At 60.7% G+C, this 26467-nt stretch carries 30 protein-coding genes, 1 tRNA gene and 1 riboswitch; of the genes, 9 read left to right on the forward strand and 22 right to left on the reverse strand.

Going from position 1 to position 26467, the window contains the following annotated elements; genetic code table 11:
- Positions 1–6: 6 nt before the first annotated feature.
- The 12 genes from rplS to BM131_RS04955 form a co-directional block, all read right to left on the reverse strand.
- A complete protein-coding gene (rplS, locus tag BM131_RS04900) occupies positions 7–384 on the reverse strand; it encodes a 50S ribosomal protein L19 (RefSeq protein ID WP_090186417.1) in 378 nt (125 codons plus the stop codon).
- 49 nt (positions 385–433) lie between these two features.
- Positions 434–1261, reverse strand: a complete 828-nt coding sequence (gene trmD, locus BM131_RS04905) for a tRNA (guanosine(37)-N1)-methyltransferase TrmD (protein ID WP_090186419.1) — start codon at positions 1259–1261, stop codon at positions 434–436.
- Between the two features lie 45 nt (positions 1262–1306).
- Complete coding sequence (locus BM131_RS04910; protein WP_090186422.1) at positions 1307–1468, reverse strand: DUF1328 family protein; 162 nt, start codon at positions 1466–1468, stop codon at positions 1307–1309.
- 58 nt (positions 1469–1526) lie between these two features.
- Complete coding sequence (locus BM131_RS04915) at positions 1527–2339, reverse strand: hypothetical protein (protein ID WP_090186424.1); 813 nt, start codon at positions 2337–2339, stop codon at positions 1527–1529.
- Positions 2339–3142 (reverse strand): sulfotransferase family protein, encoded by an 804-nt coding sequence (locus tag BM131_RS04920; RefSeq protein ID WP_090186427.1) that lies wholly within the window; start codon positions 3140–3142, stop codon positions 2339–2341. Before BM131_RS04920 ends, BM131_RS04915 begins: the two co-directional genes overlap by 1 nt.
- Positions 3139–3666, reverse strand: a complete 528-nt coding sequence (gene rimM / locus BM131_RS04925; RefSeq protein ID WP_090186428.1) for a ribosome maturation factor RimM — start codon at positions 3664–3666, stop codon at positions 3139–3141. Before rimM ends, BM131_RS04920 begins: the two co-directional genes overlap by 4 nt.
- A 100-nt stretch (positions 3667–3766) precedes the next feature.
- Positions 3767–4165 carry a 30S ribosomal protein S16 gene (gene rpsP / locus BM131_RS04930; protein ID WP_175499181.1) on the reverse strand — a complete coding sequence of 133 codons (399 nt, stop codon included), beginning with the start codon at positions 4163–4165 and terminating at the stop codon, positions 3767–3769.
- A 42-nt stretch (positions 4166–4207) separates the two neighbouring features.
- The gene (locus BM131_RS04935; RefSeq protein ID WP_090186431.1) at positions 4208–4504 is read right to left on the reverse strand and encodes a chorismate mutase; all 297 of its coding nucleotides are present in this window, start codon (positions 4502–4504) and stop codon (positions 4208–4210) included.
- A complete protein-coding gene (locus tag BM131_RS04940; protein ID WP_090186434.1) occupies positions 4501–5073 on the reverse strand; it encodes a GNAT family N-acetyltransferase in 573 nt (190 codons plus the stop codon). The genes BM131_RS04935 and BM131_RS04940 overlap by 4 nt, the downstream gene beginning before the upstream one ends.
- Before the next feature lie 24 nt (positions 5074–5097).
- Entirely contained in the window at positions 5098–5625 is a 528-nt protein-coding gene (locus BM131_RS04945) for a GNAT family N-acetyltransferase (protein WP_090186436.1), read from the reverse strand.
- An 80-nt stretch (positions 5626–5705) separates the two neighbouring features.
- On the reverse strand, positions 5706–7196 hold the full coding sequence (gene ffh, locus BM131_RS04950; RefSeq protein ID WP_090186439.1) for a signal recognition particle protein: 1491 nt from the start codon (positions 7194–7196) through the stop codon (positions 5706–5708).
- Between the two features lie 173 nt (positions 7197–7369).
- Complete coding sequence (locus BM131_RS04955) at positions 7370–8293, reverse strand: alpha/beta hydrolase (RefSeq protein ID WP_090186443.1); 924 nt, start codon at positions 8291–8293, stop codon at positions 7370–7372.
- A 127-nt stretch (positions 8294–8420) separates the two neighbouring features.
- Between BM131_RS04955 and BM131_RS04960 the strand changes: the two genes are divergently transcribed.
- From BM131_RS04960 to BM131_RS04970, 3 genes are all read left to right on the forward strand, one after another.
- Positions 8421–9299, forward strand: a complete 879-nt coding sequence (locus BM131_RS04960; protein WP_090186445.1) for a LysR family transcriptional regulator — start codon at positions 8421–8423, stop codon at positions 9297–9299.
- A complete protein-coding gene (locus BM131_RS04965; protein WP_090186451.1) occupies positions 9299–10207 on the forward strand; it encodes a DMT family transporter in 909 nt (302 codons plus the stop codon). Before BM131_RS04960 ends, BM131_RS04965 begins: the two co-directional genes overlap by 1 nt.
- A gap of 99 nt (positions 10208–10306) precedes the next feature.
- Positions 10307–10654 carry a PRC-barrel domain-containing protein gene (locus tag BM131_RS04970; protein WP_090186453.1) on the forward strand — a complete coding sequence of 116 codons (348 nt, stop codon included), beginning with the start codon at positions 10307–10309 and terminating at the stop codon, positions 10652–10654.
- Positions 10655–10674: 20 nt separating this feature from the next.
- Here BM131_RS04970 and aroC read toward each other — a convergent pair whose 3' ends face one another.
- On the reverse strand, positions 10675–11781 hold the full coding sequence (gene aroC, locus BM131_RS04975) for a chorismate synthase (protein ID WP_090186456.1): 1107 nt from the start codon (positions 11779–11781) through the stop codon (positions 10675–10677).
- 204 nt (positions 11782–11985) lie between these two features.
- On the opposite strand from aroC, the gene BM131_RS04980 reads away from it, so the two are divergent.
- From BM131_RS04980 to BM131_RS04995, 4 genes are all read left to right on the forward strand, one after another.
- Positions 11986–13323 carry a dicarboxylate/amino acid:cation symporter gene (locus tag BM131_RS04980; RefSeq protein WP_090186459.1) on the forward strand — a complete coding sequence of 446 codons (1338 nt, stop codon included), beginning with the start codon at positions 11986–11988 and terminating at the stop codon, positions 13321–13323.
- Positions 13324–13395: 72 nt separating this feature from the next.
- Positions 13396–13493, forward strand: a riboswitch (TPP riboswitch).
- A gap of 35 nt (positions 13494–13528) precedes the next feature.
- Positions 13529–14518, forward strand: coding sequence for a thiamine ABC transporter substrate binding subunit (gene thiB / locus BM131_RS04985; RefSeq protein WP_090186461.1), 990 nt, complete (start codon positions 13529–13531; stop codon positions 14516–14518).
- The gene (locus BM131_RS04990) at positions 14494–16020 is read left to right on the forward strand and encodes an ABC transporter permease family protein (RefSeq protein WP_090186463.1); all 1527 of its coding nucleotides are present in this window, start codon (positions 14494–14496) and stop codon (positions 16018–16020) included. The genes thiB and BM131_RS04990 overlap by 25 nt, the downstream gene beginning before the upstream one ends.
- The gene (locus BM131_RS04995; protein ID WP_090186465.1) at positions 16004–16693 is read left to right on the forward strand and encodes a thiamine ABC transporter ATP-binding protein; all 690 of its coding nucleotides are present in this window, start codon (positions 16004–16006) and stop codon (positions 16691–16693) included. The genes BM131_RS04990 and BM131_RS04995 overlap by 17 nt, the downstream gene beginning before the upstream one ends.
- Before the next feature lie 71 nt (positions 16694–16764).
- On the opposite strand, the gene BM131_RS05000 is transcribed toward BM131_RS04995, so the two are convergent.
- From BM131_RS05000 to petA, 3 genes are read right to left on the reverse strand one after another with little or no spacing between them, the layout of a single operon-like run.
- Positions 16765–17628 carry a cytochrome c1 gene (locus BM131_RS05000; protein WP_175499183.1) on the reverse strand — a complete coding sequence of 288 codons (864 nt, stop codon included), beginning with the start codon at positions 17626–17628 and terminating at the stop codon, positions 16765–16767.
- A 17-nt stretch (positions 17629–17645) separates the two neighbouring features.
- A complete protein-coding gene (locus BM131_RS05005) occupies positions 17646–18986 on the reverse strand; it encodes a cytochrome b (protein ID WP_090186470.1) in 1341 nt (446 codons plus the stop codon).
- Positions 18987–18998: 12 nt separating this feature from the next.
- A complete protein-coding gene (petA, locus tag BM131_RS05010) occupies positions 18999–19580 on the reverse strand; it encodes a ubiquinol-cytochrome c reductase iron-sulfur subunit (protein WP_090186653.1) in 582 nt (193 codons plus the stop codon).
- A gap of 306 nt (positions 19581–19886) precedes the next feature.
- Here petA and BM131_RS05015 point away from each other — a divergent pair, with 306 nt between their 5' ends.
- Entirely contained in the window at positions 19887–20534 is a 648-nt protein-coding gene (locus BM131_RS05015; RefSeq protein WP_090186472.1) for an outer membrane protein, read from the forward strand.
- Positions 20535–20537: 3 nt separating this feature from the next.
- Here BM131_RS05015 and BM131_RS05020 read toward each other — a convergent pair whose 3' ends face one another.
- The 3 genes from BM131_RS05020 to dapF form a co-directional block, all read right to left on the reverse strand.
- Positions 20538–21143: a glutathione S-transferase gene (locus BM131_RS05020; protein ID WP_090186474.1), complete on the reverse strand. Its 606-nt coding sequence runs from the start codon at positions 21141–21143 to the stop codon at positions 20538–20540.
- Positions 21144–21272: 129 nt separating this feature from the next.
- Positions 21273–22529, reverse strand: a complete 1257-nt coding sequence (gene mtaB / locus BM131_RS05025; protein ID WP_090186477.1) for a tRNA (N(6)-L-threonylcarbamoyladenosine(37)-C(2))-methylthiotransferase MtaB — start codon at positions 22527–22529, stop codon at positions 21273–21275.
- Entirely contained in the window at positions 22522–23331 is an 810-nt protein-coding gene (dapF, locus tag BM131_RS05030) for a diaminopimelate epimerase (RefSeq protein WP_245754136.1), read from the reverse strand. The genes mtaB and dapF overlap by 8 nt, the downstream gene beginning before the upstream one ends.
- Positions 23332–23429: 98 nt before the next feature.
- Here dapF and BM131_RS05035 point away from each other — a divergent pair.
- A tRNA-Lys gene (locus BM131_RS05035) sits at positions 23430–23505 on the forward strand.
- A 109-nt stretch (positions 23506–23614) separates the two neighbouring features.
- On the opposite strand, the gene recR is transcribed toward BM131_RS05035, so the two are convergent.
- The 3 genes from recR to BM131_RS05050 all read right to left on the reverse strand — a co-directional run bounded on the left by recR (position 23615) and on the right by BM131_RS05050 (position 26446).
- Positions 23615–24208 carry a recombination mediator RecR gene (gene recR / locus BM131_RS05040; RefSeq protein WP_090186479.1) on the reverse strand — a complete coding sequence of 198 codons (594 nt, stop codon included), beginning with the start codon at positions 24206–24208 and terminating at the stop codon, positions 23615–23617.
- 66 nt (positions 24209–24274) lie between these two features.
- Complete coding sequence (locus BM131_RS05045; protein WP_090186482.1) at positions 24275–24619, reverse strand: YbaB/EbfC family nucleoid-associated protein; 345 nt, start codon at positions 24617–24619, stop codon at positions 24275–24277.
- Positions 24620–24685: 66 nt separating this feature from the next.
- The gene (locus BM131_RS05050; RefSeq protein ID WP_090186660.1) at positions 24686–26446 is read right to left on the reverse strand and encodes a DNA polymerase III subunit gamma/tau; all 1761 of its coding nucleotides are present in this window, start codon (positions 26444–26446) and stop codon (positions 24686–24688) included.
- Positions 26447–26467 lie beyond the last annotated feature (21 nt).

Genomic DNA, 26467 nt, shown 5'->3' on the forward strand with positions numbered 1-26467 from the left:
GATTCCTTATTTCTGGGCCAGAGGCTTGTAGTTGGAGACTTCGGTAATCCGAGCGGACTTACCGCGACGAGCGCGCAGGTAATACAGCTTGGCGCGACGGACTTTACCGCGACGCACAACTTCGATCGTGTCGATGTTGGTGGAGTGCAGTGGGAACACACGCTCCACGCCTTCACCGAAGGAAATCTTACGCACGGTGAACGAACCGGCGATGCCAGAGCCGTTCTTGCGTGCGATGCAGACGCCTTCGTAATTCTGAACCCGAGTACGGGTGCCTTCGGTCACTTTGTAACCGACGCGGATGGTGTCACCCGCTTTGAAATCGGGGATCGTCTTCCCCAGCGCAGCAACCTGCTCCGCTTCGATTTGTGCGATCAAGTTCATGATTCGCTCCTATGATAGCACGGGTTTTCCCGCGACGTTGATGCTGGCCCTAGAGCTCTTGGTCTTCACCCGGGTCCCTACCATGCTGTGCACAATAAGCCCGCCAGAGGTCAGGTCTGCGTTCCTTTGTTAGCCTTTCGGCCTGTTCCCGCCGCCAGTCGGTGATTTTCGCATGGTGCCCTGACAGAAGAACGTCAGGTATCATGCGACCGTGCCAGTCAGCGGGTTTCGTGTAGTGAGGGTGTTCCAGCAACCCATCGGAAAATGACTCTTCCTCTGTGGATGCCTGATTCCCAAGCACGCGGGGTATAAGACGGACAGTCGCGTCAATCAAGGCCATTGCGGCGATCTCTCCGCCGGTCATGACAAAGTCGCCAAGGCTGACCTCTATCATGTCGAAATGTTCGATGACACGCTCGTCGATGCCTTCGAATCGGCCGCATAGAAGGGTGACGCCGTCGGCTTGCGACAGCTTTTGCATCAGGGATTGGGTCATAGGGCGGCCACGCGGTGACAGATAGATGAGCGGCATGTTTCCACGTGCGCCGCTGCGGACTTCTCGCAACGCCTGTTCCAACACATCAGCACGCAAAACCATGCCAGCGCCGCCGCCTGCAGGGGTTTCGTCAACGTTGCGATGCTTGCCAATCCCAAAGCGGCGCAGGTCGGTGACCTGCAATTGCCACACGTCGTCCTTCAACGCGCGGCCAAGCAGACTTTCGCCAAGGATCCCGGGAAAGGCGTCTGGCAGCAGGGTCAGGACCTGCGCAGTCCAGACACCAGCCAGATCCGGCGTATCGGTCATCAGCTCTTGCGGCTTCAGCGTTGGGCTAATGGTTTTGCGGCCTTGGGCGCGGGGGGGCGGTGTATCGGTCATAACCGCGTCTTAGAACATCGCCCCCCGCACGCAAACGCTAATTCGTCAGATTAAGGTAATCAGGCCGAAAAGCATCAGTAGGAACAGGATCAGGACAACGAAAATTAGAACCTTTGCGCCGGTTAGCGCCGCGCCGGAAATCCGGCCAAAGCCAAGAAGTGCCGCAATCGCAGCGACAACCAATAGTGTGACAATCCAGCCAATCATGATGCGGTCCTTTCAAAAGTGTTACGACGTCTAACACTTGATAGGCGCACTCAGTTCCCTAGCTGGCAGCACCCGCATCCTTGGCCGCTTTCAGCATCGCGTCCTTCGCGGACTTCAATGCGGCCTTGTCCCGGCTGTCGCGGTTCATCCGTAGGAATTCAGCCTCTAGTGCTTGTGTCTGGCCGGTGTTGGCGCGGCTTGCAGAGGGTAGGGCATTGCGCACGGCCTGCGGCACGCCCAGCAGGTCCAGCACGGCGGCAGCGGGCCCCTCTGGCAGGTGACCAACATCAGCGAGGTCGACGAAGTGGGCGGTGACCCCAAGAGCCTTGGCGATGGCCTCTGCCTCTGCCCTTGGGTCGATCAGCTTTGGAAATCGGGCGCGGAAGGTATCATAGTCATCGCGCAGATGGATCGAGCGCAGCAGGTGACCATAGACGCTGCGAATCCAGCTTTCGCGGTCACGCAGCGTGTACAGGAACGTAATCTGCACATCCGCGCCGAACCGGGCCTGCAGGGCGGCGATGATCTGTTGGCCCAGTGGCACGGCCACGCTGCGATATCCGGTGATCAGTCGCCCCGGAAAACGGCGGTGCCCCGGCATCGACCCGCTAAAGGTTTCGCGCGACAGCACGATCACGGGCGCATCAGGAATCTTGCCCAAGAACCGATCAAGACTGCGCCGGAACGCACGCAGCCGCCAAGGATAGGGCTTTTGCCCATAAATCCGCGCAGCGCTGCCAGCGGTCAGGAAATCGGCTTTGCCATAAAAGCTAAGGTAAGGTTTCAGCGCGCGGCGGTTTTGCCCCAGCCAGCTTTGCAGGCTGGATGTGCCTGTCTTGTGAAACCCCGGATGAACGATGACATGCACCATCAGTTTCTTCGCCAGCCGCCAAGGTCGGTCGCTTGGGCGAGCTCTGTTTTCGCAGCCTGCACGGCGCGGTCATCCAGATCGCTGCGGTTCAGGTCTAGGAATTGCTGCCACAGCGCTTCCTCTGGCCCAGCGTTGCCTGCACCTACGGGGGATAGCTTGGCGGTGACCTCTGCCGGCAAGTCCAGCAGTTTGCAGATCGCGCCGCCGGGGCCAAGCGGGTGGTCGCGCATTGCCGATAGGTTCAGCGACTGCACTGGAACGCCGCCCAGCGCCACAGAGATTGCGTTGACGTCACTGTCCAGATTGCCAGCGCCTACATAGGTCGCCGCAAAATCGGCGGCCGACAGGGTCATGCGCTGCCCCCGTAGGTGGTGGCGATAGGCGCTGAATAACCAGCTTGCCGCGTCACGGGTGGTCAGTACGACGCTGAGCTGGGCATCTGGGTAGCGGTCTTGGAAATAGCCCGCGAAGTAGGTGATCAACGTCGGGGCCGCGGCGTAGCTATCCACGCCGGGCCAGCCGGGCAGGTGGCCAAGTAGCCCCTCGCAAGACACGATGATGTCCTGACCCGCACGCGGCGCGGCCTGAGCCATGGCGGTATCCATGGCGGCGACGATATCAATTAGATCAATCGGATTGTTGTACCGTGAAAACCGGCAGGCCATACGCACGACGGGTTTCAGGTGGCGCAGCAGCACAGGCGCGGCATAGGGGGCCAGCACCGCGCGATTGAGCCACAAAAAATGCTGGATCGAGCTTGTGCCCGTCTTATGAAACCCCGGATGCAGCAGGATTTGGGTCATGCGGTTGGGAAAAGCCCGTCAGGCGGGTCCGCCACAATACGTCCGGTGGCCAAGTCCACTGTCGGCACCACAGCCTGCGTGAACGGCAGCAGGATCGTCTCTGATTGGCCAGGCACCGCGATATCAAGCAGATCACCAGCGCCGTGATCGACAACGCGCACGACCTTGCCAAGCGTCACGCCGCCGGTATCCAGAACGGTCAACCCTTCTAGGTCGGCGTAGTAGTATTCGTCGTCATCCGTCGCAGGCAAAGCGCTGCGCAGGGCATACAGATCGACATTGGTCAGGTCATCAGCGTCCTCTTTGGTGACGACGCCGTCGATCCGGGCGGTAAATCCGCCCTTAATCTGTCCGGTCAGCACGATCTGCGCAAAAGTCAGGCCGGTGTCTGTGGTCAGGGGCGTGTAATCGGCAATCGCGGCAGGGTCGGCGCAAAAGGATTTCAGGCGGACTTCACCGCGCACGCCAAAGGACCCCGACAGGCGGCCGACGATAACGCGGGGATCGGATGCAGTGTCTGTCATAGCGGAACCTCTGATTGGCGGGGCGCTGGCGATCAGCGCTCGGCAAAGCAGGGGAGGGGTGCAGGCCGGATCATGACGATCCGGCCTGCGGCAGGCAAGATTACTCTGCTGCGGCTTCTTCAGCAGGTGCTTCTGCTGGTGCGTTTGCAGCTTCGTCGATCGCAGCCTGCTTGGCAGCTTTCTCGGTTGCGCGTGCTTTAGCAGCTTTGCCTGGCTCACCCTTTTTCAGGTTAGCGCGGTCTTTCTTAGGCATCGCGCCAGCAGCTTCCAGCATACGCGCAACGCGGTCGGTTGGCTGAGCGCCTTGGTCCAGCCAGTACTGCACGCGCTCCATGTCCATTTTGACGCGGTTTTCGTCGTCCTTGGACAGCATTGGTGCATATGTGCCCAGCTTTTCCTTGAAGCGGCCATCGCGCGGCATGCGGCTGTCAGCAGCAACGATCGAGTAGTAAGGGCGCTTCTTGGAGCCGCCACGGGCGAGACGAATTTTCATAGACATAGTGTATTTCCTTACGTTTGGCAGAAGTGACAGCAAATGCCGTCAGGATTGGTGTTGTTCGTGGTGGTGGATGACTTCCTGAATGATGAAGTTCAGGAATTTCTTGGCGAATTCAGGGTCCAAATCGGCCTGATCCGCAAGATTGGTAAGGCGGGCGATCTGGGTCGCCTCGCGCGTCGGGTCCGAAGGCGGCAAGGCATGTTCTGCCTTCAGCCGGCCTACGGCCTGTGTATGTTTGAACCGCTCGCCGAGCGTATAGACAAGGATCGCGTCCAGCCGGTCGATGCTGGCGCGGTGATCCTTCAGGACTTCGGCGGCGCGGTTCGTGTCGTCTGTCACAGCTCGTACTCCGGCCGTGCATAGCGCCAGACTTCGCAGCCGTCGTGCATTTCGCCCGGTACTTTTTCAGCGCCAAGACGCTTGGCCAGCGCGATGGCGCGGTCATTTTCGGGGTCGATGTAGCTGACCAGCGTGTCAAAGCTTAGGGCGTTCCACGCGTTGTTGCGGGCCTTTTCCGACGCTTCAAAGGCATAGCCTTGGCCTTCGGCCTCTTCGGTGAACAAAAAACCAAGCTCTGGCTCTGGATCGCCGGTTTCATGGCCGAGCAGCACAAAGCCCAAGACGCGCTTGTCGTCCTGATGTTCGACTGTCCACAATCCGCAGCCGCGCAGAATCCAGCTTGCGGTCAGCTGAATGAAATCATCCCAAGCGCCTTCGCGCGTCAGCGGGCCAGAGACATAGCGGCCACGGTCGGACGTCACCAGATCAGCAAAGACGTTGAAGTCTTCCATGTAGGGGCCGCGCAAGATGCAGCGGTCCGACGCAATGCGCGGCAGCGACTGCGCGATCCGCTCGACGGCGACGGCGGCTTGTCCGGCGGGGGGCTGTTCCCAGGGGTGAATGGTCATGGCAAGTCCTTGGATGCTGTGGCGCTAAATGCCGGGTTGCGGGGCGGGGTGGCGCCAAGCGGCGCTGTCGGGATAGCTGGTTGGCATCGGGGCTGCAGGATCGCGCACAGCGCCAAGTTTTTCAGCCAGTCCGATGGACCGGATGTTGTCCGGGTGGATATAGCTGACGGCAGTCGTCCATCCTAGAACATCAAAGGCGTGGGCGATGGCGGCGCGGGCGGCTTCGGCTGCAATGCCGGTGCCTTCGGTCGCGGGATCGAAGATCATCCAGCCAATTTCAGTCTCTGGCCAGTCGGGCGGGGTCCAAGGGCCGACAAGGCCGATGGCGGTATTGTCGCCGCGCCGGGTCACGGCCCACATGCCGTAGCCAAAGATATCCCAATGCCCCAGCTCGGCCGCAAAGCTGCGCCAGGTGCTGCCGATATTGCCCTGATGGTCGAAAAACGCGGCGCGGTCTGATTGCATGAAGTCACGGAACGCCGCCCAGTCGCCAGCAACAGGCTGGCGCAGGATCAGGCGTTCAGTTTGCAGGTTTGGCGCAGTCTTCAGCATGGCGCAGCCTCGTGCGCGCGGCGGGCAACGGGTGCCTCCGGCGGGAGTTTGTGGGCCAGATGAAAACGCATCGTCATCGCTTATTTCTTTTTCCCAAATCCAGACAGACCGGCGGGCAGCTTCATGCCGCCGCCTAGGCCGGGCAGGCCGCCAGCGGGCATCTTGCCTTGCAGGGCTTTTGCGGCTTCTTGCATGGCAGCGGGGTCGTTCATGTCGGGCATGCCGCCACCTTTGCCCATCATCTGCTTCATGGCCTGCTTCAGCATGCCGCCTTTGCCCATTTTCTTCATCATGTCGGCCATCTGGCGGTGCTGTTTGACCAGCTTGTTCAGTTCCGACACTTCCAGACCCGCACCCTTGGCGATCCGCTTTTTACGGCTTGCGGCCATCAGGTCGGGGTTGGCACGTTCTTGTTTCGTCATAGAGTTGATGAGCGCGATCTGGCGGCGCAGGATGCCGTCATCCATGCCGGCGGCGTCCATCTGCTTGGACATTTTGCCCATGCCGGGCAGCATGCCCATCATGCCTTCCATACCGCCCATTTTGAGCATCTGGTCCAGCTGCATCTTGAGGTCGTTCATGTTGAAGCGGCCCTTTTGGAACCGTTTCATCATCTTTTCGGCTTGTTCAGCCTCGATGGTTTGTTGTGCTTTCTCGACCAGCGCAACGATGTCGCCCATGCCAAGGATGCGGCCCGCGATGCGCGACGGCTCGAAAGTCTCGATCGCGTCCATCTTTTCGCCAAGGCCGACAAAACGGATCGGCTTGCCGGTGATGGCGCGCATGGACAAAGCCGCGCCGCCGCGACCGTCGCCGTCCATCCGGGTCAGTACGACACCGGTAACGCCGATTTTGTCGTCGAATTCTTGTGCAACGTTGACGGCGTCCTGACCCGTCAGACCGTCGACGACCAGCAGGGTTTCGCGCGGGTTGGCGATGTCGCGCACGGCAGCGGCCTGTGCGATCAGTTCAGCGTCGATGTGCAACCGGCCCGCTGTATCGAGCATGTAGACATCGTAGCCACCAAGGGAGGCCGCAGTCTTAGCGCGTTTCGCGATCTGGACAGGGGTTTCGCCCTTGACGATCGGCAGCGTGTCGACGCCGATCTGCACGCCAAGGATGGCCAGCTGTTCCATCGCGGCCGGGCGGTTGGTGTCAAGGGACGCCATCAGCACGCGCTTGCCTTCACGCTCTTTCAAGCGCTTGGCCAGCTTGGCGGTCGTGGTGGTTTTACCAGAGCCTTGCAGACCGACCATCAGGATCGGGGCAGGCGGGTTGTCAATTTTCAGCGCGCCGGGGTCAGTGTCGCCAGTCAGCACACGTTCCAGTTCGTCATGGACGATCTTGACGACTTGCTGGCCGGGGGTGATCGACTTGGTGACGGCCTGGCCGGTCGCCTTTTCCTGCACAGCGGCGACGAAATCGCGGGCGACTGACAGAGAGACGTCAGCCTCTAGCAAGGCCACGCGGACCTCGCGCAGGGCGGTTTTGACGTCGTCGTCGGACAGCGCACCTTGTTTGGTGAGCTTGTCAAAAACGCCTGACAGGCGGTCTGATAGGTTCTCGAACATCGGCGCGGGCCCCGTTTCGTTACATCCAGACCCCAATATAGGGCGGATGGGTCAATGCAGTAACGCCCCCGTGGGCGCAACGCGCTGACGAGGGGCGATCCTTTGACAAGCAAAGGACCGGAAGGCTTTGCTTCCGGGTGTTACAAGGCGTTTAGAATGTGCAGGGCTGCGAGTCAAGTATACTGGCGTTTGGTGCCGGGCAGGGTGTGGCTGGCAAGGAACTGGCCGATTTCAGCAACGCTCGCGTCCGCCTCTGGTGTGCGGCCAACGCCCATGTGCCAGACGTGGGGCAAGCCGGTTTGCGTGTGAAGGGTCACGTCGACGCCCTGCGCGCGCAGATGGTCTGCCATCAGGCGGGCGTCGTCAAACAGGACCTCTGTGGTGTCGGCATGGATCAGCACGGGCGGCGCGCCGGTGAAGTTGCCCAAGATCGGCGATGCATCAGGTTGCGCCGGGTCCGCGCCTGCCAAATAGGCCGCGACACCGCGCGCGCCCCAGCGGGTCGAGACAAGTGGATCACTGCGGCGGTTTGCCGTAAGGCTTGGGTTATTCATGCGCAGATCGGTAATCGGCGACATGACGGCCACGGCAGCAGGCAGTGTCAGCCCTTTCGCGATGATCCGTTGCAGCAGCGCCAGGGCGATATTTCCGCCAGCGCTGTCGCCTGCCAGCGTCAAAGGCCCGCAATCTGGATCATCCGACAGGGCGCGCCACGTGGCCTCTGCATCGTCTAGCGCGGCGGGAAAGGGATGCTCTGGTGCCATGCGGTAATTTAGGAACACAGCGCGCATACCCGCGGACTTGCCGATGGCCGCAACCAAGTGGCGGTAGCCGCGCAGGTTACCCATGACGAAAGCGCCGCCGTGAATATAAAGTAAGGTGCCGTGGTTCTGCGCTTGCCCGGCGTCGCACAGGGTGCAGTTGCGCGTGCCAAGCTGGATCGGCACCGTTGTCAGCCCCGCTGGCGTGCGCATATGAATGATCGCGTTGAGCGTAAACAGCCGCCGCAAGATCGCAGGGCTGCGCACGGCCGCTAACAGCGGCTTTTGCACGAAACGTGCGTTCAAAGTTGCAAGGCGCTGGGGCAAGGAATGCATATGCCCATGTTTGCGGCATAGGGCGTGCAGTCAAGGCCCATGCGACCAGTTGCACCGATTAGTCATTGCAATTTCAAACAGAATTGCGGAACGATTGCGCGCAAGGTTCATTACTGCACAGGACAACATGGATAGCTGGGACGAAATCCGCACTGCATTTCAGGTTGCGCGCGCTGGCACGGTGAGCGGCGCTGCAGATGCGCTTGGCGTACACCATGCCACCGTGATCCGTCATATCGACGCGTTAGAGGGGCGTTTGGGCGTGAAGCTGTTCCAACGCCATGCACGGGGATACACCCCAACAGAGGCAGGCGTGGATTTGCTGCGCGTTGCCCAAGCGACGGACGAACAGTTCACCCAGCTTGCAGGGCGGATCAAAGGTCTTGGCGACGGCGTGCGCGGGGAACTGGTCATCACATCGCTGGCGTCGCTGAGTCCTGTGCTGATCCCAATCTTGACAGATTTCCAGCACGACTACCCTGAAATCAGATTGCAGTTCCTGACCGATGACCGGGTGTTCCGCCTTGAATATGGCGAGGCGCATGTCGCGATCCGCGCGGGTAGCCAGCCGTCAGAGCCTGATAACGTCGTGCAGTTGCTGGTGTCGCAAAGCATGGCTTTGGTGGCCTCTGACGACTACATCGCCCGCTTTGGCATGCCAAAGGGCGAGGATGATCTAAAGAACCACTATTTCGTGTCACATGTCGAAGAGCCGCATCGCGCGCCGTTTTTCCGCTGGTTGCATGAAAAAGTCGGACCGTCCCGGATGGTGCTGCGCGCCACTGATATGCGCGTTATGACCGACGCGATCGTGGCCGGGGCCGGCATCGGCTTTATTTCAGAACTAGAACTGCCGCTTTACCCGACCCTAAAGCGGGTGATGCCGTCGCCAGCAGAGTGGACGGTGCAACTGTGGCTGGTGACCCACGTCGACCTGCATCGCAGCGTCAAAGTGCAGACCTTCCTTAGCCACCTTAAGGCGCGTGCCGCCGAATTTGAAATCTGATGCGGCCAGCGACAGGCGGGCACCTTGCCATGTTGGCGTTTTCGGCGCTGGTGGCCGGGTCGTTTGCGCTTGGCTCGCGGGCGGCCAATGATATCGACCCGCTGGTGATGACTGCGGCGCGGTTCTGGATCGCGTCGGCCGTATTGGCCGCACTGGCCGTTGCTTTGGGTAAGTGGGACAACCGCGTCTTTCGCGCGCCCTGGCGCTTTGTGCTGCTGTCAGGAATTATCTCGACCTATTTCGTGTCGATGTTCGAGGGGCTGAAAACGGCACCGCCAATCAGTACCTCGGCGGTATTCACGCTGACCCCGATCATCGCGGCGGGCTTTGGCTGGCTATTGCTGCGCCAGCGACTGACTGGCCGGATGATGGTCGCTTTGGCCATTGGCGGGGTTGGCGCGCTTTGGGTGATCTTTCGTGCAGATTTGCAAGCGGCGCTTGCCTTTGATGTTGGCCGCGGAGAGTTCATCTTTTTCTGGGGATGCGTGGCCCATGCGCTTTACACACCCTTGATCGCCAAGCTAAAGCGCGGCGAAAATACGTTGGCCTTTGCCTGTATGACCTTGCTTGGCGGTGCGATCCTGACCAGCATCTACGGCGCGCGCGAAATCATTGCGACGGATTGGTCGCAACTGCCACGCATCGTCTGGATTACACTGCTCTATATTTCAATCTTCGCTTCTGCCTCTAGCTTTGTGTTGTTGCAGTTCGCGGCGACGCGGCTGCCTAGCGCCAAGGTCATGGCCTACACCTATCTGACCCCCACATGGGTCATCTGCTGGCAGCTTGCACTTGGTTCACCGCCGCCGCCCACGCTGATCCTGATCGGGATCGCCTTGACCATTTTTGCACTGATCCTGCTGCTGCGTGACGATGATGCGCCAAAGGCTGCCGCCATTCCGGCCTAATCGGCCAAAATCTGCCAGATGATCCATCAGGCCTTGGCCGCAATGCAACCCAATGCGGCGCAGTGCGTTTCAACCCTAGGTAATCTAGGAGGATACGCCATGGAAACCGAACACAACCTGATCGACTCTGGCCGCGTGAATGGCACCCATGTTTTTGGGTCTGACCGAGAGCAGATTGGCCATATTGACCACCTCATGATCGACAAACTGTCCGGCAATGTCGCCTATGCCGTCATGAACTTCGGCGGCTTTCTTGGCATGGGCGAGGAACAGCACCCGCTGCCGTGGAAATCACTGCGCTACGATACGTCGCTTGCCGGCTATGTCACTGACCTGACCAAAGACCAGCTGACCGGCGCGCCAGAGCGTGTCAGCGATTGGTCGCGTGACCGCGCTTATGAAACGCGGCTGCACGATTATTACGGGCTGGCACCTTACTGGCTATGACGGATTTGCGCGGGGGCGGATCAGCCGATCTGACCTCGCACCCCGCCAGTTTGGCCGCGGTCTAGCAGGATGTGATCCAAGATCACGCAGGCCATCATCGCCTCGCCCACCGGAACGGCGCGGATGCCGACGCAGGGATCGTGGCGACCTTTGGTGATCACCTCAATCGGTTGGCCATCCATCGTGATGGACTTGCGCGGCGACAGGATCGAAGACGTCGGCTTGACCGCAAAGCGCACGACGACGTCCTGCCCGGTGCTGATGCCGCCAAGGATGCCGCCCGCGTGGTTTGACGAATAGACGGGTTGTCCGTCGTTCCCCATAAAAATCTCGTCCGCGTTGTCGCGCCCAGTCAGGGCAGCGGCGGCCATACCTTCGCCAATCTCAACACCTTTGACGGCATTGATGCTCATCATCGCGGCGGCCAGATCGGTATCAAGCTTGGCATATACCGGCGCGCCGATACCTGCCGGCACACCGCGGGCGACGACTTCGATGATCGCGCCGACAGAGTTGTGGTCGTCCTTGCGCAGCCAGGTCAGGTACTCTTCCCATTCGCCAGCGGCCTGCGCGTCAGGGCACCAAAAGTCGTTCTGGCTGATCTGGTCCCAATCGAACCGCGCACGGTCGATCTTTTTCTCGCCCATTTGCACCATGTAGCCGGTGATCTGCACGCCGGGCGCAATCGCAGTAATCGCCTCTCGGGCCACGCCGCCAGCGGCCACGCGCGCCGCGGTTTCACGGGCAGAGGATCGCCCGCCGCCGCGCGGATCGCGCAGGCCGTATTTCTGGTGGTAGGTGATGTCAGCATGGCCGGGACGGAAGGTGTTCAGAATGTCGCCGTAATCCTTGGACCGCTGGTCCGTGTTGCGGATCATCAGCTGGATCGGCGTGCCCGTTGTGCGCCCCTCATAGACGCCGGACAGGATCTCGACCGCGTCAGGTTCATTGCGCTGGGTCGTGTTCTTGTTCTGACCGGGGCGCCGTTTATCCAGCCATTGCTGGATCATCGCAGGGTCCAGCGGCACACCCGGCGGGCAGCCGTCGATCGTTGCGCCCAAGGCGGGTCCGTGGCTTTCGCCCCATGTGGTAAACCGGAACAGGTGACCGAAAGAGTTGACTGACATGCGCGGCCCTTTGTGTTGTTGCACAGGGCTTAAACCATAGGCGGCGCGGGTTCAATTCGGGCGTTACCTTTGTAAAATACCAGTTGTAAGCCGTTGTAATCGCAGCCGGCATACAACTTTAAAATGTTTTCGTCGCCAAGCTGACGTTTCTGTGACAGCCTAAGACCTACCAAGTTTGACGTATCATGATGAAGGAGCTGCCTCATGACGGACGCAAGTCACACTTCCCCCCCGGTTCACGACGGTAAGATGTCATTGACGATGAAGATTATGCTGGCGATGGGGCTGGGTATTGTTGTGGGTGTTGTTTTCAACACGCTGAACATCGCCTTCATCAATGATCACGTCGTCGCTGGCTTCTTTGGCATGATTGGCAAGATGTTCGTCAACGCGCTGAAAATGCTGGTCGTGCCGCTGGTGTTCTTTTCCCTGATCGGGGGCGTCGCCGGGATCGGCGATGTGCGCGTTCTTGGCCGTGTGGGGACCAAATCCTTTGCGCTTTATATCGCAACGACAGCGCTTGCGATTACTGTCGCGCTCGTGCTGGCCACGATCATCGGGCCGGGCACAGGCTTTGACATGACCGGCATCGACGCAAGCGGTATTTCCGCAGCCGAGGCACCAAGCGTCTGGAACGTCTTTGCCGCCATCGTGCCGACCAACCCGATCGCCGCCTTTGCGTCGGGCGAAATGCTGCAGGTGATTTTCTACACGGTGGTCCTTGGCATAGCGGTGCTGATGCTGGGTGATCGGTCCAAGCCCTTTATCGAAGCGTGCGATTACATGAACGAAGTGATGATGAAGATCGTCGATCTTGTCATGCGCGCAGCGCCATACGGGGTGTTTGCCTTGATCGCTAAGACCTTTGCTGAACAGGGGCTCGGCCTGTTCATGCCGGTTATTGCCTATGTGCTGACGCTTGTTGCAGCGCTGATGATCCACCTGTTCATCACACTGCCTGGCATGCTGAAGCTGTTGTCCGGCCTAAGCCCGATCACCTTTATGAAAAAGATGCGCCCGGCGCAGATCTTTGCCTTCTCGACCGCGTCGTCAAACGCGACGATCCCCGTCACCTATCAGTGCACGACGGAACGGGTTGGCGTGGACGAAAGCGTTGCGTCCTTCTGCATCCCCTTCGGTGCGACCATCAACATGGACGGCACCGCGATCATGCAAGGCGTGGCAACGGTGTTCCTTGCGAACGTTTACGGCATCGACCTTGGCCTGATGGGGTATTTGACCGTGATCGGCATGGCCGTGCTGGCGTCGATTGGTACGGCTGGTGTTCCGGGCGTTGGTCTGGTCATGTTGACCATGGTGCTGACGCAAGTTGGCCTGCCGATTGAGGGTATCGCAATCATCCTTGGCGTGGACCGCCTGATGGACATGATCCGCACGGCGGTGAACATCACCGGCGATGCCATCGTCACAACCATCGTCGCCAAGGGCGAAGGCAAGATCGACATGGCGATCTTTGACAACCCTGACGCAGGCACAACTGGCGAAGGCGAGGCGCATTTGCCCGACCACGCCATCGCCTAAACGACGCGACATCGTTGAACGGGGCCGCAGCATTTTGCGGCCCTTTTCATTTCGCAGGCTGATTGTTAACGTCATCCAACCTCGGGGGGCCAATCTGGCTGAGATGCGCAAGCGGACCCGTTGAACCTGAACCGGTTAAGACCGGCGGAGGGAAGGTCCGGCAATCACGCTGTCCCCCATTCCGCCCGTCGTTTTGGAGGATGACATGAAGAACCTTTTTTCGAGTCTGGGTCTTTCAAGCGTCGGCGCGATCCTGTGTGCAAGCACGGCTATCGCCCAGACGCCGACCTTGAACGTGCTGACCTACGACAGCTTTACATCCGAATGGGGCCCCGGCCCGGCGATTGAGGCTGCGTTCGAGGCGGAATGCGCCTGCGATCTGGTGTTCACTGGCGCGGGTGACGGCGCAGCCCTGCTGGCGCGGCTGCAACTGGAAGGCACGCGCACGGATGCCGATATCGTGCTAGGCCTCGATACGAACCTGACGGCCGCTGCCCGCGATACGGGTCTGTTTGCACCCCACGGCGTGACGGCCGACCTGACGCTGCCCGTTGCGTGGGACGACGACACCTTTCTGCCCTTTGATTGGGGCTATCTGGCGTTTGTTGCAAACAAAGACACGCCGGCCGTCGCATCCTTTCGCGCGCTGGCTGACAGCGACCTGAAAATCGTCATCCAAGACCCGCGATCATCCACCCCCGGTTTGGGGCTGCTGATGTGGGTCTATGCAAGCGAAGGCTACGCTGCCCCGCAAATCTGGGCAGATCTGGCGGACAATATCGTCACCGTGACCCCGGGCTGGACCGAGGCCTATAACCTGTTCCTAGAAGGTGAGGCGGACGCGGTCCTGTCCTACACCACCTCGCCCGCCTATCACCTGATCGCCGAAGAGGACGACAGCAAGACATCCTGGGGCTTTGATGCGGGCAACTATCTACAGGTCGAGGTCGCAGCCAAACTTGCCGGGACCGATCAGCCCGCGCTGGCGGATCAGTTCATGGCCTTTATCACAAGCCCCGGATTTCAGGACGTCATCCCCGAGACAAACTGGATGTACCCCGCAACCGACGTCAGCTTGCCGGGTGGGTTTGACACGCTGACCGTGCCGTCCAAGGGCCTTTTGCTATCATCGCAAGACGCCGCCGACCTGCGTGATGATCTGGTCGAGACATGGCGCGCAGCGCTGTCGCAATAATTCGCAGCCTGCCAGCGTGGCTGACTGCCGCGCTGGTGCTGGCGCTGACCCTTGGTACGCTGCTTGCCGTCGCCCTGCGGGCCGAGGTGGGGCGCGGGTTGTCCGCCGGGGATTGGTCCGCGATCCGGTTTACCGTCTTGCAGGCTGCTGCCTCGGCGATCGCCTCGGTCATTTTGGCGATCCCCGTCGCCCGTGCGCTGGCACGGCGGCAGTTTCGCGGACGTGGTGCGCTTGTGATGCTATTGGGTGCGCCCTTTATTCTGCCGGTCATCGTCGCGGTCCTCGGGTTGCTCGCGGTCTTTGGCCGTGGTGGTCTGCTGAACGCGGGGCTCTTGGCGCTGGGCGTTGCTCCAATCTCAATCTACGGCGCTGGCGGAGTCGTTCTGGCGCATGTTTTCTTCAACCTGCCGCTCGCGGTTCGGCTGATCCTACAGGGCTGGCTGTCTATTCCGGCAGAACGGTTCCGTCTGGCCGCCCAGCTGAATGCGCCAATCTGGCGCGTGCTAGAGCTGCCGATGCTGGCGCGCCATGCGCCCGGCGCGCTGCTTGTTATTTTTCTGATCTGCCTGACCAGCTTTGCTGTGGCCCTCACCCTTGGCGGCGGACCGCGTGCGACGACGGTTGAATTGGCGATTTGGCAGGCGATCCGCTTTGATTTCGATCTGGGCCGGGCCGCCTTGCTGGCCTGTGTGCAGTTTGCGTTATGTGCGATGGCCGCGCTTGTCGCATGGCGTATCACACCGCTGAACGGGTTCGGCAGCGGGCTCGACCGGACCGTGGCCCGCTGGGACCAAAGCCGGTGGGACTGGGTCTGGCTGCTGCTGGTGACACTGTTTCTGGTTTTGCCGCTCGCGATGATCCTGTGGCGCGGCGTGCCGTCATTGCCGGACCTTGGGCCTGATATTTACCGGGCGGCGGGGCGGTCAGTTCTGGTGGCGTTGGCCGCGACCACGCTGACGCTCGCCGGTGCACTTGCACTGTCCCTGCGTGGCGGCGTGTTGGTTGCGCTGGTTGGATCCTTGCCCTTGGCGGCCAGTGCATTGGTGATGGGAACGGGGCTGTTCCTGCTGGTTTTCCCTTTCGTAAACCCTGTGACGGTTGCGTTGCCGGTGACGGTTGGCGTCAACGCCGTCATGGCGATGCCCTTTGCGTTGCGTCTGCTGTCGCCAGCCGTCGCCGACATCCGCAGCGACTATGGCCCGTTGGCCGCGAACCTTGCGCTGGGATCATGGGCGACCTTGCGGCTGGTGATCCTGCCGCGCCTGCGCAAACCGCTCAGCTTTGCCGCAGGCTTGACGATGGCGCTGTCGATCGGAGACCTCGGCGTCGTCGCGCTATTCGCCACGCCCGCGCAGGAAACGCTACCGCTTGCGATGTATCGGCTGATGGGGGCTTACCGGATGGATGCTGCGGCGGGGGCTGCGGTCCTGTTGTTGTTCATGGCGCTTGGCGCATTCTGGATCTGCGATTCAAGGGGGCAGGGTGATGCTGACGCTGGATGATGTGACCGTGTCCAAGGGCACGTTTCAATTGCGGGCAAACCTGCAGGTGCCGCCCGGCCTGACAGCGGTCATCGGCCCATCGGGCGGGGGGAAGTCTACGCTTTTGGCAGCGATCGCGGGGTTCGGTCCTACCGTGACTGGTCGCGTTATCTGGGACGGCGACGATCTGTCAGGCAAAGAGCCTGGGCAGCGGCCCGTGACCATGTTGTTTCAGGACCACAATCTGTTCCCGCATCTGACGATTGCCCAAAACGTTGGGCTGGCACTGGCACCCCGCCTCAAGTTGAGTGTGAAGCAAAGCGCGCAGGTAGATGCCGTTTTAACCGACGTCGGTTTGCCGGGCCTTGGCGGGCGCAAGCCTGCTGCATTGTCCGGCGGCCAAATCGGACGGGCCGCGCTAGCCCGGTGCCTGTTGTCGGATCGGCCTGTCGTGTTGCTGGATGAAGCGTTTGCCGCGCTTGGTCCGGCGCTGCGGGCAGAGATGCTGACGCTGGTGCGTGACCGGATGGCGCAGCAGGGGCGCACTGTCATCATGGTGACCCATGATCCAAATGATGCGCGCAGCTTTGCGGATCAGGTGCTTTTTGTGGCCGAAGGTGTCGCGCATCCCCCGCTGAAGGCGGCGGCGTTTTTTTATGACCCATCGCCTGCTGCGCAATCCTACCTCGGGTAGTGCCACGCATAAAAAAGGCCCGCCCCTGATGAAAGGGGCGGGCCTGATGGCGTCGGACTTTGGCGGATGCCTTAGTCTTTCAGCTTGTTCTTATGCGGTGCCCAGATGCGCTTGTTCGTCAGGTACAGCAGCACCGACAGCAGCGACAAGAAGATCACGCCGGTCAAGCCAGCCTGCTTGCGCGCCGTCATCTTAGGCTCTGCCGCCCACATCAGGAAGGCAGCGACGTCCTGCGATTCGGACTCAAGTGTCGCTTCGTGGCCGTCGTCGAATTCGACATCGTCGCCATAAAGCGGCTGCGGCATGGCGATCCAGCTGCCGGGCACGGTGTGGTGGCCATGCTCGTCCTTGCAGGCATCAGGGAAGCCGCCGTTTGCAAAGGCCACGTTGTAGGCGCCTTCCATCGGGGTTTCCATTTCAGCCGCACATGCGGGCTCTTCCTCGTAGCCGTCCATCAGGGACGCGATGTATTCCGCGCCGCCCATGCCGTTGACGAACTGGCTGATACCCGTGCCGTAGGGGCCGTGGAAGCCAGCACGCGACTTGGCCATCAAGGACAGGTCAGGCGCATTCGACAGCGACGATGCGGGATAGTAGTCCGCAGGTGTCGCTGCGCGGTAATCGCCTTCACCGTCGGCCAGCGCCTTGTCGAAGACTTCGAAGTTGGCCGCATAGGCCCGCATCTGGTCTTCTGGCAGGGCAGGGCCGGTTTCGTCGTGCAGGGTGCGGAACGCAACACGCTCCAACCCGTGACAAGCGGCACAGACCTCTGTGTAGATTTTCAGACCGCGCTGCAGCTGCATGGTGTCGTAGCTGCCGAATGGACCTTCGAAGGGGAAGTCGAAATCATGAATTTCGACTTCGGTTTCGGCGGTGGCGGCACCGGCGGAAATCGCCAGTGCTGCCATGGCCGTCAGTGTGAGTTTGCGAAGCATGGTCACTTGGTCCTTTCTCACTCGGCCGGGTTCACGATGGTTTTGGTCCCACCGGTCGGCGCGTAGTGCGCATTAAAGTCGTCTTCGATCGTGGCTGGCGGCGTCAGCGGCTTTTCCATCACGCCAAGCAGCGGCAGGATCACCAAGAAGTAGGCGAACCAGTAGGTCGCAGCGATCAGCGAAATCCAGTCGTAGGGGAATTCCGCAGGCTGTGCGCCAACCCAAGCCAGCACGACAAAGTCGACGACCAGCAGGGCAAAGTACCACTTGAACGTTGGGCGGAAGCGGCCCGAACGCACCGACGAGGTGTCCAGCCAAGGTGCCAGCGCCATGACAGCGATTGCACCGAACATGGCCAGCACACCAAAGAATTTGGCGTCGACGATGCCGAAGGTGACCCAGTTGACCAACTGCACAACCCAAACGTCAGCGGTAAAGGCCCGCAGGATCGCGTAGAATGGCAGGAAGTACCATTCGGGGACGATGTGCGACGGTGTCGCCAGCGGGTTTGCCGGGATGTAGTTGTCCGGGTGGCCCAAGTAGTTCGGCATGAAGCCAACGATTGCCATGAAGACGGCCAGGATGATCGCGAGTGCGAACAGGTCCTTGATCACGAAGTAGGGCCAGAAGGGCAGCGTGTCTTTGGCTGCATCTTCTTTCGACGTGCGGCGAACCTCAACACCCGTTGGGTTGTTGTTGCCTGTCGTGTGGAATGCCCAGATGTGAACGATCGTCAGGCCCAGCAGGATGAAGGGCATCAGATAGTGCAAAGAGAAGAAGCGGTTCAGCGCGGGCTGACCGACGGCACCTGCACCAAGAAGCCATGTCTGGATCGATTCGCCGATGAACGGGATCGCGCCAAACAGACCGGTGATGACGGCAGTACCGTGGAACGACATTTGGCCCCAAGGCAAAACGTAGCCCATAAAGGCGGTGCCCATCATCAGCAGATACATCAGCATGCCGATGATCCACGTGACTTCACGAGGTGCCTTGTAGGAGCCGTAGTAGAGGCCGCGGAAGATGTGCAGATAAACAGCAACGAAGAACAGCGATGCACCGTTGGAGTGGAAATAGCGGATCATGTGACCGCCATTCACGTCGCGCATGATGTGTTCGACTGATGCAAAGGCCAGATCAACGTGCGGGGTGTAGTGCATAACCAGCACAACACCGGTCGCAATCTGCAGGATCAGTGTGAAGGCCAGGACAATGCCCCAGATCCACATCCAGTTCAGGTTCTTCGGCGTTGGGATGAACAGCGCGTCGTGGATCAGGCCGACGATCGGCAGCCGATTGTTGAGCCACTTTTCACCGCCGGACTTCGGTTCGTAGTGGTCGTGGGGAATACCAGCCATGGGTGTCTCTCCTTAACCGAGTTGAATGGTGGTGGCGTCAACGAAAGACGCGACGGGAACGGGCAGGTTGCGTGGCGCAGGTCCTTTGCGGATGCGGCCAGCGGTGTCGTAGTGCGAACCATGGCACGGGCAGAACCAGCCGCCAAAGTCGCCCTGTTCGCCCAGCGGCACGCAGCCAAGGTGCGTACATACGCCCATCTGCACGAGCCATGCGCCGGGTGCCACTTCGGACCCTTCAGGGGTCGGCAAAGCGCGGTTTGCGTCGGTGGCTTCGCTGCCTGCGGGCAGGTTTGCGTTTTCAGCGCCCTGATCGGGCAGGTCTGTCACTGCGACGGCTTGCGACGCCTCAATTTCTGCCGGGGTGCGGTAGCGGATGAACACGGGCTTGCCCTGCCACAGCACGGTCAATTGGGTGCCTTCGGCGATGCCGCTCACGTCGACGCGGATCGAGGCAAGCGCCTGCACGTCGGCCGAGGGGTTCATCTGGTTGACCAGCGGCCATACGGCAGCGCCGCCGATCACGACGGCAGCACCGGCGGTCGCATAGTAAAGGAAATCGCGGCGTGTGCCCTGATGTTCGTCTGCATGTGACAAAGGGATGTCTCCGGTTAAGTTGGGCGCGCCGCGTGGCGGGCCTGCGAATAACAGCAAGGGCGGCTAATCATGCCACCCTCTATCAGGCGTTGTTTAGCCGCCATGCCCGCGCCAGTCCAGCGGACATTCCGGCGCAGGGCAGGCAAATGCGGCATGAAAGACGCATTTTTGGCACGTAATGCGCCCCGGTCTGCGCGTGCCGGTCACGCGATTCTGTTTAATATTACGCAAACGAGGCCTTGAGCGGCAAAGGGCGGAGCCCTAAGTTACAAAGATATTATGACTGTATAACCGAAAGAACGCCCTATGCTGCGTACTGCTGTCCTGACCGGAGCCCTTGCCATCCTATTGCCGGCGGCCGCTAGCGCGGAAGTCGAGCTGAGTTTTTATGGCGGCATTCAAAGTGCGCCGCATTCTGATGTTTTCACATCTGGTGCTGATGGTTACCCATCCAATACGCGGGTCAAGTGGGAGGGTAAATCCTTCGACGCCCCGCCTTACTATGGTATCCGCGCGACGTATTGGGCGTCTGAAACCTTTGGTTACGGCCTCGATTTCACGCATACCAAAGTTTATTCCGACGACGAATCACGCGAAGGCACCCCTTATGAGGTGCTGGAATTCACGGATGGTCTGAACACGCTGACAGCCAACGCCTATCGCCGGTTCCAGCCGATGCGTGGCTTTACGCCCTACGTTGGTGCCGGTGTCGGTCTGGCTATTCCGCATGTCGAAGTGTCGAACGGCGCAACCTCGACCGCTGAATATCAGATCACGGGTCCGGCAGCGACGGTGCTGGCCGGTGCAAGCTATGACATCAACGACCGTATGTCGGTGTTTGGTGAATACAAATTCACCTATTCCCAGAACGAAGCCGATCTGGACGGCGGCGGCACGCTAAGCACCGACATCATCACGAATGCGCTGAATGTCGGTGTTAGCTTTAGCTTTTAAGACCTAGGCGGGAACGACAGTCGCCTGCATCGAATCGCGTTGCATGAATGTTTTATGCCACGCGGCTAGATCGTCGTTCCCGCTGCGCCAACCGCGCGCATCATGGCGCAGGTCCAGATAGGACAGCGCGCAGGCGACCCCAATTTGCCCCATATCAAGCGGACCATTCAGGTGTGACATCCAGCGATCATCGATGGATGCGACCGCGCGGCTGACCTTCGCCCACTGGGCGTCCATCCACTCTGGCATCTGGCGATCTTCGGGACGCATCCGCGCCTCGTAGGTGATGGCAAGGGCGGCTTCCATAATCCCATCAGCGGTCGCCTCGAGCGTTAGAACCTCCCACAGGCGGGCGCTTGGGTAGAAAGCCGTGCCGGCATGATCATCCAGAAAGCGGGTAATGACGCGGCTGTCATAAATCGCGGGGGCATGTTCGCGCAAAAGCGCGGGGATTTTACCAAGCGGATTGGCGGCGGCAACGTCTTGGGCGGTGTCAAACGGGGATGTGGTGACATTCACCTCGGCCACGGTGTCCATCAGCTGCGCCTCGCGCAGTAAGACACGGCATTTGCGGGCGAAAGGCGAGGCGGGGGACATCAACAGTTTCATGGCGAGCGCTCCTTTGAGGTTGGAGCGAGCCAATCATAGGCCATGCGATCTGGCAAGCGGCGGAGGGGGCGCTGCCCCCGCTGCCCCGTTGAGCAGCCCCCCGGAGTATTTTTGGCCAGGTGAAGCCTGTCAGGCGCGCAGCAGAGCCCCTTCTGCAGCTTTAATCGTCGCCGTGACGATATGGCTTTCGGGTTGGTCTGTGTCGAAATGAACTTCGGCGAATTGGGCGGTGCGGCCCATGCGGGGCGATTCCATCAAGATATGATGGGTCTGGCCGATCTGCGCGGTCAGGTGGGCCTGAACGGCGGCGTCACCGGCTGCGCGCAGGCGGGCGGCGCGGTCCTTGATCGCAGGGCCACGGACTTGGGGCATACGCGCGGCAGGGGTGCCGGGGCGCGGCGAGTAGGGGAAGACGTGCAGCCACGTCAGGTGGCAGTCCTTTACGAGCGCGAGCGAGTTCGCGAAGCTTTCCTCAGTTTCTGTGGGAAAGCCTGCGATAATGTCGGCACCGAAGGTCATGTCAGGACGCAGTTTGCGCGCCTCTTCGGCGAAAGCGATGGCATCGTCGCGGGAATGGCGGCGCTTCATCCGTTTCAGGATCAGGTTGTCACCGTGCTGCAGGGACAGGTGCAGATGCGGCATCAGGCGCGGCTCTGTCGCGATGGCCTGCATCAGGGCGGGGTCGACTTCGATCGAATCGATCGAGGAGATTCGTAGGCGGGGCAGGTCTGGGATCAGCTTCAAGATGCGTAGGACCAGATCGCCAAGGCGCGGTGTCGCGGGCAGGTCGGCACCCCACGATGTAAGGTCAACGCCAGTCAGCACGATCTCGGCAAAGCCGCGATTCACGAGTCGTTTGATTTGGTCCACCACCACGCCAGCAGGGACAGAGCGAGAATTGCCGCGGCCGAAGGGGATGATGCAAAACGTGCAACGATGATCGCAACCGTTCTGGACCTGAACATAGGCACGAGAGCGGGTGCCAAAGCCGTCGATCAGGTGGCCTGCGGTTTCGGTGACCGACATGATGTCGTCGACCTGCACAGGCTCTGTTGTGCCGGTGAAGTCGGGTGCCATCGCAGCCCAGGTTTCGGGATTCATCTTTTCGGTGTTGCCGATGACCATGTCGACCTCTTCCATCGCGGAAAAGGTGGCCGGTTCGGTCTGGGCGGCGCAGCCGGTGACGATCAGGCGGGCGTCCGGGTGCGCGCGGCGCAGCTTGCGGATGTCCTGGCGAGCCTTGCGCACGGCCTCTGCTGTGACGGCGCAGGTGTTGACAACGATGGCGTTCTGCACGCCTGCAGCCTCGGCCAGCTCGGTCATGGCGGCGGTTTCATAGGCGTTCAGGCGACACCCGTGGTTGGAAAAGATCGGTGCGTTAGACATGCCAGACACCGTCGAACACATGGGCGGTGGGGCCGGTCATCCAGACGCCATCATCGCGCCAATCGATGTGCAGCGTGCCGCCATCCAGATCAATGCGCACAGCGCGCCCTGTCAGGCCCCGGCGGGCCGCAGCGACAGCGGTTGCGCAAGAAGAGGAGCCCGAGGCAAGGGTGACGCCGGCGCCGCGTTCCCAAACGCGCATGCGCAGGTGATCAGTGCCAATGACTTGCACGAACTGTACGTTAGTGCGTTCGGGGAAAAGTGGGTGATGTTCCATCGCGCTGCCGCGTGCGGCCAGATCAACGGCGGCGACGTCGTCCACGAAAAAGGTGCAGTGCGGGTTGCCCATGCCGGTGGCCGTGGGCGCGCCGTCGATGGGGAGCGATAGCGTGTCCATTGCAGAGGCGAGGGGCACATCGGCCCAGTCCAGCAGCGGGGCCCCCATGTTGACGGACGTCAGGCCGTTCCCGGCATCGCGCGCCTGCAATGTGCCGCGGTCAGTTGTCATGGTCAGCGTGTCGGTGCCGCGGTTCGCCATTTCCCAAGCCGCAATGCAGCGGGTCGCGTTGCCGCAGGCGGCAGATTTGGAACCGTCGCTGTTCCAGAACGTCAGATGCAGATCGCCTGCCCGGCTATTGGTTATCTCGGCCAGTTGGTCAAACCCGACGCCGCGGTGGCGGTCAGCCATCGCGACCGCAAGGGTGCTGGTCACGCGCGGACCGGTCCGTGCGTCGATGACAACAAAGTCGTTGCCGAGGCCGTGCATTTTCATGAACGGAATGGGGGAAGTTTTGTTCTGCATGACGGGCCTATACGCGCCGCGCGAAACTTTATCCAGAGGAGGTGACATTTCGGGGTTGACCCCATCTGGCCCACAGCCTAATTCCCCCCTCGTGGCATGGGCCGGTAGCTCAGTTGGTAGAGCAACTGACTTTTAATCAGTAGGTCTCGGGTTCGGATCCCGACCGGCTCACCACACACTCTTACCTTCAGATATGATGATACAGAGTGTGCGGTGACATGCCACCGGGCGCGGTTGCGCTATTCTTTGTAAGCATTGTGAATAGTTTAGCTGTTACCCAGCTTTATAAGGCCCGTCTGGCGCGCAAAGCGGCTGTAATGGTGCCGTCGTCCAGATAATCCAACTCTCCACCCACAGGGACGCCCTGCGCGAGCGAGGTCACTGTCACGCCTGTCAGTTGGTCGGCAATGTAGTGGGCAGTGGTGTGGCCGTCGATTGTTGCGCCGAGCGCTAGAATCACTTCGGTCACATTTTCAGAAGTGACGCGGTCCAAGAGCCGGGGGATTCGCAAATCTTCGGGGCCAACCGCATCCAGTGCAGAAAGAGTACCGCCCAGAACGTGATAGCGTCCTTTGAATTGCTGGCTGCGTTCCATCGCCCAGAGGTCTGCCACATCTTCGACAACGCAAATTTCGCCATTCGCGCGTCGGTCGTCGTTGCAGATATTGCAGATGTCACCTGCGGCGATGTTGCCGCAGTTCAGGCATTCACGCACATTCGCGCCGACGCGCTGCATAGCGTCAGCAAGCGGCACCAATAGTTGGCCGCGTTTTTTGATCAAATGTAGCACGGCACGGCGGGCAGAGCGCGGGCCGAGGCCCGGCAGCTTTGCCATCAGTGCGATAAGGTCTGTCAGGTCATCCGTGCCATCAACCATCGCAAAGGATCGCCAAAGGCGCCTCCGGCGGGAGTTTATTTAGCCAGATGAACAGGGGTCCGTTCCTCAAAAGGGCATCTTCATGCCGGGGGGCAGACCAAGGCTTTCGGCGATTTTGCCCATCTCATCCTGTGCACGCTCTGATGCTTTGGACTGCGCGTCCTTGATGGCGGCCAGAATCAGGTCTTCGACAACTTCTTTGTCGGCACCGTTAAAGATGCTGGGATCGATATCGAGGCCGGTCAGCTCGCCTTTGGCGGTTGCTGTGGCCTTGACCAAACCTGCGCCGGCTTCACCAGTCACGGTGATCGATTCCAGATCGTCCTGCATCTGCGCCATCTTGGCCTGCATGTCCTGCGCAGATTTCATCATCTTGGCCATGTCGCCAAGTCCGCCCAAACCTTTGAACATTGTGCTGTCTCCGTCGTCGTGAATATTTTTACTCAGGTATGTGCCCTGCGAGGCGGAACAAGGGGCTTAGCCATCCTCGAATGGATCCCATTCGTCTTCGACCTCTGCCAAGGCGTCGGTTTGCGCCTCTTGGGCGCGGTCGGCTTCGGTACGGATGTCGGTGATGCGGGCCTTGGGAAAGGTCAGCAGCACGGCCTGCACCAGCGGGTGGGCGGTGGCCTGTAGTTGTAGTGCTGTGGCGGCCGCGTCGCGGACCTCGGCAATTGTGGCCTCGCCTTCATCATTACTGATAATCACAGCCCAGCGGTTGCCTGTCCAAGCTTGCAATCGCGCGCCAAGACGCTGGGTCAAATCGCCAGCAGCATCGCCTGTCGGATGCACTTCGATCCGACCGGGTTGATAGCTGACAAGGCGCAGGCCGGTTTCGACCTCGACCAGTAATTTCACGTCGCGGTGGGCGCGGATCAGGTTCACCACATCCTCGAACCTAGCGTAGTGCTGCAAGGCCTCTGTCGCCAGTTGTGGCGCGGCAGAAGCAGAGGGACCGGATGGGCCGCTGTGCGTCGGCGTATGGGTCTGAGAGATCGCTTGCGCCGCGCCGCCTGCGGGGGCCATGCGCGCACCGCTGCCACCGCCACCGCCACCGCCGGAGGGGGGAGGCGGGGTTGCGTCCTTGAGCTTGCGCACGAGTTCGTCCGGGGTGGGCAGGTCGGCGACGTGGGTCAGGCGAATCACGGCCATTTCGGCGGCCATCATCGCGTTGGGGGATGCGGCGACTTCTTCGAGCGATTTGAGCAGCATCTGCCATTGCCGCGACAGCACGCGCATCGGGACGGCCTGCGCCATGGCAAGGCCGCGCGTGCGTTCGTCCGGGCCGATCGTGGGATCGTCCGCAGCGTCGGGCGTGATCTTGATGACGCTGACCCAGTGGGTGACTTCGGCCAGATCGCGCAGGATCGCCATGGGGTCGGCGCCGTCGGCATATTGCGTCGACAGCTCGTTCAGGGCCTCAGCCGCGTCGCCGCGCAGGATCATGTCGAACAGGTCCAGCACCCGGCCGCGATCGGCAAGGCCCAGCATGGAACGCACTTGATCAGCGGTGGTTTCGCCAGCGCCGTGGCTGATCGCCTGATCCAGAAGCGAAGTCGCGTCGCGGGCAGAGCCTTCGGCAGCGCGGGTGATCAATGCGAGGGCGTCTTCGCTGATCTCGGCTGTTTCTGACTTGGCGATCTTTTGCAGCAGGCCAATCATCACTTCAGGTTCGATCCGGCGTAGATCGAAACGCTGGCAGCGCGACAGGACAGTGACGGGGACTTGGCGAATCTCGGTCGTGGCAAAGATGAACTTTACATGCGCTGGTGGTTCTTCCAGCGTTTTCAGGAGCGCGTTAAAGGCGCTTTTGGACAGCATGTGAACTTCGTCGATGATGAAGATCTTGAACCGCGCGGATACGGCACGATAGCTGACGGTTTCAATGATCGCGTCGCGGATGTTCTGCACGCCAGTATTTGAAGCAGCGTCCATTTCCATGACGTCGACGTGGCGCCCTTCCATGATGGCGACGCAATGTTCGCATTTGCCGCAAGGGTCCGTCGTGGGGCCGCCGTTGCCGTCCGGCCCGATGCAGTTCATGCCCTTGGCGATGATCCGGGCCGTCGTGGTTTTGCCGGTGCCGCGAATACCCGTCATGATAAAGGCCTGCGCAATCCGGTCGGCGGCAAAGGCATTTTTCAGCGTGCGGACCATCGCGTCCTGACCAACAAGGTCAGCAAATGTCTCTGGCCGGTATTTGCGGGCGAGGACCTGATAGGCGGGTTTGTCGGACATGGGCGCTTTCTGCTTGCGGGT

Origin of the sequence: Loktanella salsilacus, from assembly GCF_900114485.1 — a bacterium.
Classification (GTDB): domain Bacteria; phylum Pseudomonadota; class Alphaproteobacteria; order Rhodobacterales; family Rhodobacteraceae; genus Loktanella; species Loktanella salsilacus.

Excerpts from the sequence above, each read along its gene's own strand:
- BM131_RS05050 (WP_090186660.1), bottom strand. The coding sequence starts at position 26,446 with ATGTCCGACAAACCCGCCTATCAGGTCCTCGCCCGCAAATACCGGCCA.
- recR (WP_090186479.1), bottom strand. The coding sequence starts at position 24,208 with ATGGTTGATGGCACGGATGACCTGACAGACCTTATCGCACTGATGGCA.
- BM131_RS04915 (WP_090186424.1), bottom strand. The coding sequence starts at position 2,339 with ATGGTGCATGTCATCGTTCATCCGGGGTTTCACAAGACAGGCACATCC.
- rimM (WP_090186428.1), bottom strand. The coding sequence starts at position 3,666 with ATGACAGACACTGCATCCGATCCCCGCGTTATCGTCGGCCGCCTGTCG.
- BM131_RS05015 (WP_090186472.1), top strand. The coding sequence starts at position 19,887 with ATGCTGCGTACTGCTGTCCTGACCGGAGCCCTTGCCATCCTATTGCCG.
- BM131_RS05000 (WP_175499183.1), bottom strand. The coding sequence starts at position 17,628 with ATGCTTCGCAAACTCACACTGACGGCCATGGCAGCACTGGCGATTTCC.
- BM131_RS04955 (WP_090186443.1), bottom strand. The coding sequence starts at position 8,293 with ATGCATTCCTTGCCCCAGCGCCTTGCAACTTTGAACGCACGTTTCGTG.
- BM131_RS04920 (WP_090186427.1), bottom strand. The coding sequence starts at position 3,142 with ATGACCCAAATCCTGCTGCATCCGGGGTTTCATAAGACGGGCACAAGC.
- dapF (WP_245754136.1), bottom strand. The coding sequence starts at position 23,331 with ATGCAGAACAAAACTTCCCCCATTCCGTTCATGAAAATGCACGGCCTC.
- BM131_RS05020 (WP_090186474.1), bottom strand. The coding sequence starts at position 21,143 with ATGAAACTGTTGATGTCCCCCGCCTCGCCTTTCGCCCGCAAATGCCGT.
- BM131_RS05005 (WP_090186470.1), bottom strand. The coding sequence starts at position 18,986 with ATGGCTGGTATTCCCCACGACCACTACGAACCGAAGTCCGGCGGTGAA.
- BM131_RS04970 (WP_090186453.1), top strand. The coding sequence starts at position 10,307 with ATGGAAACCGAACACAACCTGATCGACTCTGGCCGCGTGAATGGCACC.
- BM131_RS04980 (WP_090186459.1), top strand. The coding sequence starts at position 11,986 with ATGACGGACGCAAGTCACACTTCCCCCCCGGTTCACGACGGTAAGATG.
- BM131_RS04995 (WP_090186465.1), top strand. The coding sequence starts at position 16,004 with ATGCTGACGCTGGATGATGTGACCGTGTCCAAGGGCACGTTTCAATTG.
- mtaB (WP_090186477.1), bottom strand. The coding sequence starts at position 22,529 with ATGTCTAACGCACCGATCTTTTCCAACCACGGGTGTCGCCTGAACGCC.
- BM131_RS04910 (WP_090186422.1), bottom strand. The coding sequence starts at position 1,468 with ATGATTGGCTGGATTGTCACACTATTGGTTGTCGCTGCGATTGCGGCA.
- trmD (WP_090186419.1), bottom strand. The coding sequence starts at position 1,261 with ATGACCGATACACCGCCCCCCCGCGCCCAAGGCCGCAAAACCATTAGC.
- BM131_RS04960 (WP_090186445.1), top strand. The coding sequence starts at position 8,421 with ATGGATAGCTGGGACGAAATCCGCACTGCATTTCAGGTTGCGCGCGCT.
- BM131_RS04965 (WP_090186451.1), top strand. The coding sequence starts at position 9,299 with ATGCGGCCAGCGACAGGCGGGCACCTTGCCATGTTGGCGTTTTCGGCG.
- rplS (WP_090186417.1), bottom strand. The coding sequence starts at position 384 with ATGAACTTGATCGCACAAATCGAAGCGGAGCAGGTTGCTGCGCTGGGG.
- BM131_RS05045 (WP_090186482.1), bottom strand. The coding sequence starts at position 24,619 with ATGTTCAAAGGTTTGGGCGGACTTGGCGACATGGCCAAGATGATGAAA.
- aroC (WP_090186456.1), bottom strand. The coding sequence starts at position 11,781 with ATGTCAGTCAACTCTTTCGGTCACCTGTTCCGGTTTACCACATGGGGC.
- BM131_RS04940 (WP_090186434.1), bottom strand. The coding sequence starts at position 5,073 with ATGACCATTCACCCCTGGGAACAGCCCCCCGCCGGACAAGCCGCCGTC.
- thiB (WP_090186461.1), top strand. The coding sequence starts at position 13,529 with ATGAAGAACCTTTTTTCGAGTCTGGGTCTTTCAAGCGTCGGCGCGATC.
- rpsP (WP_175499181.1), bottom strand. The coding sequence starts at position 4,165 with ATGTCTATGAAAATTCGTCTCGCCCGTGGCGGCTCCAAGAAGCGCCCT.
- ffh (WP_090186439.1), bottom strand. The coding sequence starts at position 7,196 with ATGTTCGAGAACCTATCAGACCGCCTGTCAGGCGTTTTTGACAAGCTC.
- BM131_RS04945 (WP_090186436.1), bottom strand. The coding sequence starts at position 5,625 with ATGCTGAAGACTGCGCCAAACCTGCAAACTGAACGCCTGATCCTGCGC.
- BM131_RS04990 (WP_090186463.1), top strand. The coding sequence starts at position 14,494 with ATGGCGCGCAGCGCTGTCGCAATAATTCGCAGCCTGCCAGCGTGGCTG.